This is a genomic window from Kibdelosporangium banguiense (genome assembly GCF_017876405.1).
Taxonomy (GTDB): Bacteria; Actinomycetota; Actinomycetes; order Mycobacteriales; family Pseudonocardiaceae; genus Kibdelosporangium; species Kibdelosporangium banguiense.
The window spans coordinates 1,760,404-1,772,327 of the sequence record NZ_JAGINW010000001.1; the positions used below are offsets into that span (position 1 = coordinate 1,760,404).

Annotated in this window: 11 protein-coding genes; 9 read left to right on the top strand and 2 right to left on the bottom strand. The window is 67.9% G+C overall.

From position 1 onward, the window contains the following. Positions 1-148: 148 nt before the first annotated feature. From JOF56_RS08315 to JOF56_RS08335, 5 genes are all read left to right on the top strand, one after another. Positions 149-1,447, top strand: coding sequence for a threonine/serine exporter family protein (locus JOF56_RS08315; RefSeq protein ID WP_209648091.1), 1,299 nt, complete (start codon positions 149-151; stop codon positions 1,445-1,447). Between the two features lie 90 nt (positions 1,448-1,537). Beyond that, positions 1,538-2,962, top strand: coding sequence for an alpha,alpha-trehalose-phosphate synthase (UDP-forming) (locus tag JOF56_RS08320; RefSeq protein ID WP_307854981.1), 1,425 nt, complete (start codon positions 1,538-1,540; stop codon positions 2,960-2,962). 67 nt (positions 2,963-3,029) lie between these two features. Next, positions 3,030-5,561: a trehalose-phosphatase gene (gene otsB, locus JOF56_RS08325; protein ID WP_209636091.1), complete on the top strand. Its 2,532-nt coding sequence runs from the start codon at positions 3,030-3,032 to the stop codon at positions 5,559-5,561. Between the two features lie 52 nt (positions 5,562-5,613). Then, positions 5,614-6,171, top strand: a complete 558-nt coding sequence (locus tag JOF56_RS08330; RefSeq protein ID WP_209636093.1) for an RNA polymerase sigma factor — start codon at positions 5,614-5,616, stop codon at positions 6,169-6,171. Continuing rightward, positions 6,164-7,234 (top strand): CU044_5270 family protein, encoded by a 1,071-nt coding sequence (locus tag JOF56_RS08335; RefSeq protein WP_209636095.1) that lies wholly within the window; start codon positions 6,164-6,166, stop codon positions 7,232-7,234. The genes JOF56_RS08330 and JOF56_RS08335 overlap by 8 nt, the downstream gene beginning before the upstream one ends. A 48-nt stretch (positions 7,235-7,282) precedes the next feature. Here the strand turns inward: JOF56_RS08335 and radA are convergent, their stop codons facing one another. Next, on the bottom strand, positions 7,283-8,650 hold the full coding sequence (gene radA / locus JOF56_RS08340; RefSeq protein ID WP_209636097.1) for a DNA repair protein RadA: 1,368 nt from the start codon (positions 8,648-8,650) through the stop codon (positions 7,283-7,285). Between the two features lie 237 nt (positions 8,651-8,887). Next, the gene (locus tag JOF56_RS08345) at positions 8,888-9,598 is read right to left on the bottom strand and encodes a hypothetical protein (RefSeq protein WP_209636099.1); all 711 of its coding nucleotides are present in this window, start codon (positions 9,596-9,598) and stop codon (positions 8,888-8,890) included. A 274-nt stretch (positions 9,599-9,872) separates the two neighbouring features. Between JOF56_RS08345 and JOF56_RS08350 the strand changes: the two genes are divergently transcribed. The 4 genes from JOF56_RS08350 (at position 9,873) to JOF56_RS08365 (ending at position 11,892) form a co-directional block, all read left to right on the top strand. Next, the gene (locus JOF56_RS08350) at positions 9,873-10,367 is read left to right on the top strand and encodes a CarD family transcriptional regulator (protein ID WP_033392499.1); all 495 of its coding nucleotides are present in this window, start codon (positions 9,873-9,875) and stop codon (positions 10,365-10,367) included. Positions 10,368-10,458: 91 nt separating this feature from the next. After that, on the top strand, positions 10,459-10,974 hold the full coding sequence (locus JOF56_RS08355; RefSeq protein WP_245379234.1) for an IspD/TarI family cytidylyltransferase: 516 nt from the start codon (positions 10,459-10,461) through the stop codon (positions 10,972-10,974). Continuing rightward, positions 10,971-11,486 carry a 2-C-methyl-D-erythritol 2,4-cyclodiphosphate synthase gene (gene ispF, locus JOF56_RS08360; protein WP_209636101.1) on the top strand — a complete coding sequence of 172 codons (516 nt, stop codon included), beginning with the start codon at positions 10,971-10,973 and terminating at the stop codon, positions 11,484-11,486. Before JOF56_RS08355 ends, ispF begins: the two co-directional genes overlap by 4 nt. 10 nt (positions 11,487-11,496) lie before the next feature. Then, positions 11,497-11,892, top strand: coding sequence for a PPOX class F420-dependent oxidoreductase (locus JOF56_RS08365; protein ID WP_209636103.1), 396 nt, complete (start codon positions 11,497-11,499; stop codon positions 11,890-11,892). Positions 11,893-11,924 lie beyond the last annotated feature (32 nt).

The window sequence follows — 11,924 nt, forward strand, 5'->3', positions numbered from 1 at the left end:
AACCCATATACACACCGGCTCTGCCCTGTGGTGCACGCCACTGCAACGCCGGGGTTCGGCGCTGCGATGCCACGCGGGAGTTCGAGCCGGGAGGAGCGCGGAAGTGCTGTACGCGCAGCGCAGCTGGGGTGACGAAGCACCTGACGAGATGACCGTCAATCTGGTGCTGGACTTGGCGTTGCGGATCGGTGAGGTCGAGTTGAGCTCGGGTGCGGGCGCTTCTGATGTCACCGCCACGATCATCGCAGTCGCAAACGCTTGCGGCCTGCTGAACTGCGAGGTGGATGTGACGTTCACCTCTATCACTGTCTGCTGCCATCGGGGGCCTGAGGTGGCGCCGGTGACGTCGTTGCGTGTTGTGCACTCGCGGGGGCTTGACTACACGCGTCTTGCCGAGGTTGAGCGCCTGGTCAGGGACATCACCCGGCGACGGATCAGTGCGGCGCAGGCGGCCACCCGGCTCGACAAGATCACCCGGGCGAAGCACCCCTATCCGCGTTGGGTGGCCACGACTGCGTGGGCTGGGATGGCGGCTTCGGTCGCGGTCCTGCTTGGTGGTGGGTTGCTGGTCGCGCTCGTCGCCGCGTTGATCACCGCGATCGTCGACCGGGTGGGACGGGTTCTCAACCGGCGTGGCCTGCCGTTCTTCTTTCAGCAGGTGGTCGGCGGGGCGTTGGCCACGGGTGGGTCGCTGGCTGTGGTGAGCACTGGGGTCGTCGGCGAGAGGCCGACGCTTGTCGTCGCTGCCGCGATCACGGTGCTGCTGTCCGGGTTGTCTGTCGTCAGCGCTGTGCAGGACGCGATCACCGGGTACAACGTCACCGCGGCCGGCCGGGCCATAGAGATCGCGCTGATGACCGCCGGGTTGATCGGTGGCGTGGTCCTTGCCCTGAACATGGCTGTTGAGCTGGGCATGCCGCAGACTCCGATCGCGGCCCCGTTGCCTCCGTCCGCGTTGAGGCTGCCGTTGCAGACGGTGGCCGGTGCGGCCGCGGCCGGGTGCTTCGCGCTGGCGAGCTACGCGACTCTGCGTTCCCTTCTGGTCGCGAGCGCTGCCGGTGCGTTGGGTGCCGTGGGGTACGGCGCCCTCGTTCTGGCCAACACGGGACCGATCGTGGCGTCCGCGGCCGCCGCCGTCGGGATCGGGTTCTGTGGTGGTGTGATGGCACGGCGCCTGCGCGTCACGCCGCTTGTGGTGGCCGTGTCCGGGATGACGCCGTTGCTGCCGGGGCTGAGCACGTACCGCTCGATGTACGAACTCGCTGTAGACGGCACCACCGCGGGTGTCGGAACGTTGATGACTGCGTTGGGTATCGCGCTGGCACTTGGTGCCGGTGTGGTGCTCGGCGAATACCTAGCGCAACCGGTCCGTACGCGGCTAGGTAGGTTGGAACGCCGGTTGGGTACGCCACGTTCGATCGGCTTGCGGTCGAGGGCGTCTAAGTGAGACTCACCACCTGACCGTTTGCCGGACGCGCCGAGCTGACTAACTGGCTACTGTCTTTAGTCAGTGTCATCACAAGGAGGCTCTCTCCCGGTGAACAGTGGTGCGGACTTCATCGTCGTGGCCAACCGGCTGCCGGTTGACCTCGAGCGCGCGCCTGACGGCACGCAACGCTGGAAGCACAGCCCCGGCGGGCTGGTCAGCGCTCTGGAACCGTTCCTGCGGTCCAAGAGCGGGGCCTGGGTCGGCTGGCCCGGTGTCGCGGACGTCGACGTCGAGGAATTCGACGACGACGGCCTGCGGCTGATCCCGGTGACCTTGTCGGCCACGGAGGTGCGCGACTACTACGAGGGCTTCTCCAACGCCACGCTGTGGCCGCTCTACCACGACGTGGTCGAGTCGCCGGTGTTCGACCGGACGTGGTGGGACAGCTACGTCAAGGTCAACCACCGGTTCGCCGAGGCCACGGCGGCGATCGCGGGGCCGGGCGCCACGGTCTGGGTGCAGGACTACCAGCTGCAGTTGGTGCCGCAGCTGCTCCGGGAGCAGCGTCCCGACTTGCGGATCGGGTTCTTCCTGCACATCCCGTTCCCGCCGGTGGAGCTGTTCATGCAGCTGCCGTGGCGGACCGAGATCGTGCGCGGGCTGCTGGGTGCCGACCTGGTCGGGTTCCACCGGCCGGGTGGTGCGCAGAACTTCCTGTGGCTGGCGCGCAGGCTCGTGGGCCTCGAGCCGTCCCGGGCCGCGGTCGGCGTGCGGACCAGGCCCGGCCTGATCCACGTCGGCGACCGGCCGGTGCGGGTCGGGGCGTTCCCCATCTCGATCGACTCGGCCGGGCTGGACGGCATGGCCCGCAAGCGGGACGTGATCCAGCGCGCCCAGCAGATCCGCGCGGACCTGGGCAACCCGCGCAAGATCCTGCTCGGGGTGGACCGGCTGGACTACACCAAGGGGATCGACGTCCGGCTGCACGCGCTGCACGAGTTGCTCGTCGAGGGCCGGATCGACCCCGATGAGGTGACGATGGTCCAGCTGGCCACGCCCAGCCGGGAACGGGTCGAGCATTACCAGCAGATGCGGGCGGGCATCGAGCAGGTGGTCAGCCGCATCAACGGCGAGTTCGGCAAGGTGGGTCACCCGGTCGTGCACTACCTGCACCAGTCGGTGGACAGGCGGGAGCTTGTAGCCTTCTTCTCCGCCGCCGATGTCATGGTGGTCACACCGGTTCGCGACGGGATGAACCTGGTGTGCAAGGAGTACGTGGCGTGCCGGCATGACCTGGGCGGCACCCTCGTGCTCAGTGAGTTCGCCGGTGCGGCCGCCGAGCTCACCAGTGCGTTCCTGGTCAACCCACATGATCTTGATGGGGTCAAGAACGCGCTGCATGCGGCCCTTACGATCGACCCCGCGGAGGGTCGCCGTAGGATGCGCGCTCTGCGACGCCAGGTCCTCACACATGACGTCGACCGTTGGGCACGGTCGTTCCTTGAGGCTCTGGGGTCACAGGGGTTGAACTGAATCAGTTCAGATCGTAATTTCACCCAATAGTGGCAATGGCTGCCACGCTGGAGCACGAGGAGAAGGCGTGACTGCCGAGGCTCTCCCCGCCGAACTGAGGCGGGCGATCGTTCAGCTCGCACGCACCCCCCGTTTGTTGGTCGCGTGTGACTATGACGGCACCCTGGCACCGATCGTCGAAGACCCGGACAAGGCTCGTCCTCAACCGGAGTCGGTCGGTGCGTTGCGCTCGCTCGCCGGACTGCACGAGACCACCACCGCGGTGATCTCCGGCCGGGCCCTGCGGGACCTGGCGACCATGTCCCGCCTGCCCGCCGAGGTCCACCTGGTCGGCAGCCACGGATCCGAGTTCGACATCGGGTTCGTGCACTCGCTCAACGGCCCGGCCCGCGACCTGCACACGCGGCTGGAAGGCGAGCTGGAGAAGCTGACCGAGGGCGCCACGGGCGTGCACCTGGAGGTCAAGCCGGCCAGCGTCGCCGTGCACTTCCGGCGCGCCGAGCAGGACGTGGCCGACCGGGTGGCCGACGTGATCCGCGGCGGTCCGTGCACCTGGGAAGGCATCCAGGTCACCGAGGGCAAGGCGGTGATCGAGCTCGCGGTGGTGCAGACCGACAAGGGCCACGCCCTGGACGTGCTGCGGCACCAGATCGGCGCCACCGCGGCGATCTTCGTCGGCGACGACGTGACCGACGAGAAGGCCTTCGCCCGGCTGTCCGGCCCGGACCTCGGTGTGAAGGTCGGCACCGGCCAGACGCTGGCGCACTTCCACATCGACGACACCCCCGCGGTCGCCACGATGCTCGCGTTCCTGTTGGAGGAACGGCGAAACTGGCTGTACGGCGAGCAGGCCACGCCGATCGAACGGCTGACGATGCTGGCGAACGAGCGCTCGGTCGCCCTGGTCACGCCGGAAGCCCGCGTCACCTGGCTGTGCCACCCGGAGCCGGACTCGGCGGCGGTTTTCGCCGACCTGCTCGGCGGTCCGAGCGCCGGTCACCTGTCGGTGACGCCCGAGCGCGGCGGCCTTCCGTTGGGGCAGCGGTACTTGCCGGGCACCATGACCGTCGAGACGCGCTGGTCCGGCCTGCTGGTCACCGACTACCTCGAGCACTACGCCGAAGCGCACCGCACGGACCTGATCCGTGTCATCACCGGTAGCAGCCGCGCGGTCGTCGAGTTCGCGCCACGGCCCGAGTTCGGCCAGGTGCCGGTCAAGCTGGTGCGTAATGAGAACGGCCTGCGTGTGGTCGGTACGTCCGACCCGATGGCGTTGCACTCCCCCGGCGTCGACTGGGAAATCACGTCGGACGGCATGCACGACACCGCCCGCGCGGTCGTGGCGCCGAACGGCGAGCAGGTACTGCTCGAACTGCGTTGCGGCACAGACGACCTGGCGCCCAACCTGGTGCCGGAGCCGGAACGCAAGCAGCGCGCGAACCTGTACTGGACCGAATGGCTGTCCACGCTGAAGTTCCCGGAGATCGAGCGGGACCTCGTGGCCCGTTCCGCCTTGACACTGCGCGGCTTGTGCCACAGCGAGACCGGCGGGATCATGGCCGCGGCGACCACATCGCTGCCCGAGGAGATCGGCGGCATCCGCAACTGGGACTACCGGTACTGCTGGCTGCGGGACGGCGCGCTGACCGCGCGAGCACTGGTTTCGGTCGGGTCCACAGTGGAGGCTGAGGCGTTCCTCAACTGGGTGCACGGGGTTCTGGCCACGGTTCCCGGCCCGGAGCGGCTGCATCCGCTGTACACGTTGGCGGGCACCGGTCTTGGCCCCGAGGCCGTGATCGACACGCTGCCCGGGTACGCCGGTTCACGGCCGGTGCGCGTCGGAAACCTTGCCAACCAGCAGGTTCAGCTCGACGTGTTCGGCCCGGTGGTGGACCTCGTGGTGGAGCTGTCCCAGGCTCGCGGCAAGCTCACCGACGACGACTGGCGGATGACCAACGCGATGGCTGAGGCCGTCACGCGTCGCTGGGAAGAACCCGACCACGGCATCTGGGAAGAGCGGCACCGCCCACGGCACCACATCTACTCCAAGGTGATGTGCTGGCTGACCATCGACCGGGCCATCACCCTGGCCGAAACCTATGGCAGGGAACCGAATCCGGGCTGGCACGCGCTGCGCGACAAGATCTCCCAGGACGTCCAGACCAAGGGCTGGAACGAGGAAGTCAAGTCGTTCACCACGGCCTACGACGGTACGGACCTGGACGCCGCGTCGCTGTTCGTCGGCCTCTCCGGCCTGATCGACCCGTCGGACGAGCGGTTCGCGTCGACCGTCACCGCCATCGAGGCGGAGCTGCGCAGCGGGTCCACTGTGTACCGCTACCACCGTGACGACGGCCTGCCGGGCAATGAGGGCGGCTTCCACCTGTGCGCCGCGTGGATGATCGAGGCGTACCTGCTGTGCGGCCGCCGGACCGAGGCGGAAGACCTGTTCGCGCAGATGGTCGACTGTGCCGGGCCGACCGGGCTGCTCCCCGAGGAGTACGACCCGATCGCCGAGCGCTCGCTGGGCAATCACCCACAGGCGTACAGCCACCTCGGGCTGATTCGTTGCGCACAGCTGCTCAGCGCCGCCCAATGAAATAGCGCGTGAACGTCAGGCCCGCCTGCTGGCAATTGTCGGTGTGAGACCTATGACCGACAGTCACTCCAGTGGCGGGCCGTTCGGCCGGGATCGGCCCGACTTGAGCGGGCCCGATCCCGGCCTTGTCTTTGGCCGGCTGTTCGACAGCCATGCCGCCGCGCTGCGGTACTACCTGGTGCGCCGGGTCGGTGAGACTGCCGCCGACGACCTGGTCAGCGAGACGTTCCTGGTCGCGCTGAACCAGCGGCACCGCTATGACCCGGCCCGCGCCGCAGTCCGGTCCTGGCTCTACGGGATCGCGACGAATCTGATGCGCAGACATGTGCGCGACGAAGTACGCGAACTGAAGGCGTATTCGGCAGACATTCCGGTGGTCAGTCACGCCGGCCGGGTCGCCGAACAGGTCGACGCGCAGACCAAGGCCCGGCAGCTCGCCGGTGCGCTGGCCGCGCTCTCGCCCGGCGACCGGGACGTGCTCCTGCTGACCGCGTGGGCAGGCTTCGACACGACCGAGGTCGCCGAGGCACTCGACATTCCCGTTGGCACGGTGCGATCACGCATGCACCGGGTCCGTAAGCAACTGCGTAAGGGGGGCAGCCATGACTGAGCAGGAGAACGTGCGGCCGATGTGGTCGGAGGAAGAACTCGATCAGGCACTGGCCACCTTGCGTGCGCAGGTCCCACCCGGGGAGGAGTCGCTGGCCGGGGCACGCGCCGAACTGATGCGTGCGGCGGGAAGCCCGGTACCTGCTGAGAAGAAGCGGCACTGGGGCCGTTGGGTGGCCGCGATCGCGACCATCGCGGCAGTCGTCGCCGGGGTTCTGATCGTGCCGACGCTCCAGTTCGGTGACGAGCCGGCGCCCTCGACCGCGTCGGCGGCCGCCGTGCTCAACAGCGCCGCCGACAAGATCGGCGCGTCGGACCCGGTCGTGAAACCGGGGCAGTACCTCTACACCGAGTCCCACGAGTGGCATTCGGTGACCATCGCCGGTGACAAGCCGTTGACGTATCTCGAGGAGAGCGTCACCCAGACGTGGATCCCTGCCGACCGTACGCAGGAATGGCTGCAGCGCAGCAGCACGACAGGCCAACGCAAATGGATCACGGGCAGCGACGCTGAGCTGAAGGCGTTGGGCATCAACCCGGACGAGAACACCCCCGAGGAACTCCGTGCCAAGTGCGGTGACTTCTATCTGAACCCCGGCGAACAGCCGTGCCAGCGGCAAGGCGGCTGGGAACGGCCGACACCCGAGTTCCTCGCCGGCCTGCCCACCGACCCGAAGCAGCTCTACGACCTGCTACGCGCGGCCGCGGCGAAACAGAGCCAAGACCCCGACCTGGAAGTGCTGGTCGTCGTCTCGGACACGATCCGCAGCGCGACAGCGCCGGCCGCGGTCCGGGCCAACCTGTATCGGGCGGTGGCGTTGTCGCCGGATCTCAAGATCAGCGACAACAACGCGAACCTGGACGGCCGGGTGGGCGTCGGGCTGGGCTTCGAACGCGGCGGCCTGCGGCAGGAGCTGATCATCGACCCCGTCACCGGCCAGTTCATCGGGGAACGCCAGACCGCGGCGCAGGACTACCCGAGCGTCCCCAAGGGCACAGTGACCGGCTACACATCGGTATCCACAGGGGTTGTGGACAAAGTGGGTGACAAACCCACGGGCTGAACCGATATACCACCAGGGCCCGTGCGTCGGTCGGGGGACGCACGGGCCTCAGCGCTTGGACAGCGTGTCGACAAGCGTGCGCAGATCGGGCACCACGGTCGCCCTGATGTCCGGGGGCAGCCGGCCGGAGTCCGGCGGCACCAGCGCTCGCTTGAAACCCAGCCGGGCGGCCTCGGCCAGCCGCCTGCCGACGCTGCCCACCCGGCGCACCTCACCGGCCAGGCCGACCTCACCGATGATCACCATGTCGTTCGGCAGCGGGATGTCCAGCTTCGCGCTGGCCACCGCCATGGCCAGGGCGAGGTCGCTCGCCGGTTCGATGATCTTCATTCCGCCGACGGTCGCGGTGAACACGTCCGACTTGCCCAGTGGCAGGCTCGCCCGGCGCTCCAGGACCGCGAGGACCTTGGCCACGCGGGAGGCGTCCAGGCCGTTGACCGCTCGCCTCGGCATCGGCGACTCGGTACTCGTGACCAGGGCCTGCACTTCGCCCAGCAGGGCTCGTTTGCCCTCGGTGACCACTGTGATCGCGCTGCCCGCGACGCCTTCGACCCGGTTGCTCATGAAGATGAGCGACGGATCCGGCACACCGACGATGCCTTCCTCGACCATCTCGAAACAGCCGACCTCGTCCGCCGCGCCGAACCGGTTCTTCACGCCCCGGACCAGGCGCAGCGACGAGTACTTGTCGCCTTCGAAGTGCAGCACCACGTCCACCAGGTGCTCCAGCACGCGAGGCCCGGCCACCGAGCCTTCCTTGGTGACGTGACCGACCAGGACCACCGGCAGGCTTCGCTCCTTGGCCAACGCCACCAACGCCGCCGTCACCGCGCGGACCTGGGTCACGCCGCCCGCTGAGCTCTCCACCGCCGGGGAGCTCAGCGTCTGGACGGAGTCGATGATCAGCATGGTCGGCTTCACGGCTTCCACGTGGCCCAGAACCGTGGCCAGGTCGCTTTCCGCGGCCAGGAACATCTCGTTGTGCACATTGCCCGTGCGTTCCGCACGCAGTCTGACCTGGCCCGCTGATTCCTCACCGGTTATATAGAGGGACCGGCCTGAGGAATCGTCTCGCGCCACCCACTGGTACGCCACCTCCAGCAGCAGCGTCGACTTACCGACACCGGGTTCACCCGCCAGCAGGACGACCGCTCCGGGAACCAGTCCCCCACCCAGGACGCGGTCAAGCTCAGGGACGCCCGTCTTCTGGGCTCGCGCGGACTCGACATCGACTTCGGCGATCGGCCTGGCCGGGGACGCCGGCGCGCCCGCCACCACCTTCGCGAGCGCGGGTCTGGCAGCGGCGACCTCCTCGATGGTCCCCCACGCCTGGCACTCCGGGCACCGGCCGAACCACTTCGAGACCACCCCACCGCACTCGGCACACCGATACGCGGAAGCAACCTTCTTAGCCACGCCCGAGAACCTAGCGGCACCCTCCGACAGTGTTGGATTGCCTCGCTTCGCTCGGCGAGGCTTGATCGCGACTAGGCGGCTTGATCGCGCTGGTCATTTACGCGCCGCAACGCGCCCGACATCGCCCCAGCCCTTCTCGTGGCCGCGCCACAGCGGAAGATGTCGGTTGCGTGGGGCGGGGTGGAAATGGCCGGCTTTGGCGATCAAGCCCGTCCGAGCGAAGCGAGGACAGAAGATTCAGTGATCGGGGGTTGCGGCCGGGGCACGTGGGGTGGTGGGGACGGCGATCGGGACGATCAGGGTCACCTGGCTGTTGCGGAACGCGAAGACCAGCTCGACGGTCTTGCCCGAGCGGACTTCTTCCTTCAGCTTCGTCAGCACGATCGTGACCTTGCCGATGGTCTTCGGCGCCGCCGGGGCAGAGGTCGTCGTGGCCGTGGTCGACGTGGTCGCGCTGCTGCCCGTGGTCTGGGAGCCCGACGTCGCCGAGCCCGAGGTCTGCGAGCCGGAGGTCGTGGCGCCGGTCGTGGTCGTGCCGCCGATCGTGGTGGCCGGGTTCGACGGGGTGGTCGCCACGGGCGTGTTCGAGAGGCGGCCGCCGACCGGCAGCTCGGCGATCAGGGAGCGGCCCGGGGGCAGGCTCTTGTCGCCGGTGACGACCACGGTCCCGGCCGGGCTGGTCACGGCCACCAGTTCGTCGTCGGCCTGGCCGGCGTTGACGATGGTGCCGAGGATGACCGCGTCCGAACCGGACTCGTAGACGCCGTGCTCGGGGTAGGCGAGCTGGATGTCGCGCACGGCGATGGGCCCGGCGTTGCCGTTGCTGCCGTTCACCGCGGGCTCCATGCCGGCGGTCTGGGAGATCTGCCCGGCGCCGCAGCCCGCGAGTGCGAGCGCGATCCCGACCACTGCAGGGGCCAAGCGCAGGCTGCGTCGTTCACGACTCACGTTGCCGGTCCTTCCTGGGGAAAACGCGTCGGCCCGAAGGGTATCCGGCGCCCCGCGAGCGGCTCGCGCCCGGTCGGCAAGTTGATGTCCACAAAGGATCGGAGAGTATCTCATCAAGATCATGAATTGTCACTTCGACGCACGAGCGCAAGTATTTGTCAACCCCCAGGCGGTCCATCCTCGGGCCGCTGACCTGCGCTTACCCGTCCCAAGCCGAACTGAGGGGGATTGCGGGGCATGTTAGAATGGGGTCAGCGAAAGGGGCAGAGGACACATGGTTTTCAAGGTCGGAGAGACCGTCGTCTACCCGCACCACGGTGCCGCTCTCATCGAAGCAATCGAGACCCGCGTGATCAAGGGCGAGGAGAAGAAGTACCTCGTCCTCAAGGTCGCGCAAGGTGATCTCACGGTTCGTGTACCCGCTGACAACGCCGAGATTGTGGGCGTTCGTGATGTCGTGGGTCAAGAAGGTCTGAACCGCGTCTTCGATGTTTTGCGTGCTCCTCACACCGAGGAGCCGACCAACTGGTCACGGCGGTATAAGGCCAACCTCGAGAAGCTCGCCTCCGGCGATGTGAACAAGGTGGCCGAAGTGGTGCGAGACCTCTGGCGGCGTGAGAAGGACCGTGGCCTATCCGCAGGCGAGAAGCGGATGCTGGCCAAGGCTCGACAGATACTGGTGAGCGAGTTGGCACTGGCCGAGGGCACCGACGAGGACAAGGCTGAAGTCCTCCTCGACGAGGTTCTGGCCACCGCCGCGGCGGTCTAGACCACCCGCAAGTACGGAAACCACGGGCGTGAGTATGAGTTCCGTCGCGCTCGCAGTCGTGCCGGCGACTGGTGACGTTTCCGTGCGAGGCATGCCATTGATCGAACGTGCCGTGCGCAACCTGCTTGAGGCGGGTTGCGTGCGGCACGTTTTCATTTGTACCCCATCGCCGTCGAGGTTCGCTTGGATGGACACCGCAGCGTCTTCGGTTGTCGTCGGTGATCACACAGCGGGCCTGCGAGCGGCGATATCGGCGTTTCCTGACATTCGTTTTGTCCTCGTCCATGATGTGACACGGGCCGCAACTCCGCCGCAAGTGATCAAATCGGTCGTCGAGGCGCTCGAACAGGGTGCCAAAGCCGTCATTCCCGTGCTCCCCTTGACCGATACGGTCAAAGTGGTCGACCAGGACGGCCGGATCACCGGCACGCGGGACCGCGAGGAGCTGCGAGTGATGCAGTCCCCGCTCGGCACGGCGGTCGAATTGCTCCAGCAGGCCGAAGGTGACCTGCCCGGCGGCTTGGGGGTGCCGTTGAGCACGGTCCCGGGGCATCCACACGGGCTGCGCATCCGCACGGAGTTCGACGTCGCTACCGTGACTCCGTGATCCCACGGGTTGGCACCGCCTGCGACGTTCATCCCATCGAGGCAGGCCGCGAATGCTGGATGGCCGGTCTGCTCTGGGACGGCGTGGACGGCTGCGAAGGACACTCGGACGGCGATGTCGCGGCTCACGCGTTGTGCGACGCGATGCTGACCGCCGCAGGCCTCGGTGACCTTGGCGCGGTATTCGGCACTGGTGACCCACGGTGGAGCGGCGCGCACGGAGTGGAATTGCTCACAGAGGTCCGGCGCCGGATCGAGGCGGCCGGTTTCCAGGTCGGCAACGCCTCTGTTCAGGTCATCGGCAACGCCCCACGCATCGGCAAGCGCCGCGCGGAGGCGCAGGACGTCCTGTCGGCGGCGGTCGGCGGTCCGGTCGCGGTGTCCGGGACGACCACGGACGGGCTTGGCCTGACCGGTCGCGGTGAGGGCATCGCCGCGATCGCCACAGCACTGCTCGTCGCGGTGGATGTCCGCCCTGCGGGAGGTTCTGCGACCGACGAACCAGCGTCCTAGGCTTGGGCGTATGGCTTCACTCAACGACACCATCCGCTCGCTGGTCGACGGCAAGAACTTCGCCACCCTCGCGACGCTCAACGCCGACGGCAGCCCGCAGACCTCCCCGGTGTGGATCGCCCGGGACGGCGACGACCTGCTGGTCTCGACCGTGGTCGGGCGGCTGAAGGAGCGCAACCTGCGCCGTGACCCCCGCGCGAGCATCACGGTGTTCGACCATGACAACCCGTACAACTACTTCGAAGCCCGCGGCCCAGTCTCGTTCACTGAGAAAGGCGGCCCCGAGCTGATCAACACCCTGGCCCAGAAGTACACCGGCGACGACTACAAGGGCGACGTGGGCACCGACAACGTGCGAGTGATCGTCCGGTTGACCCCCGAAAAACTCACGGGCAACGCGGTCTGACGTCACATCCCGGGCGGCCCAACCGGCCGTCC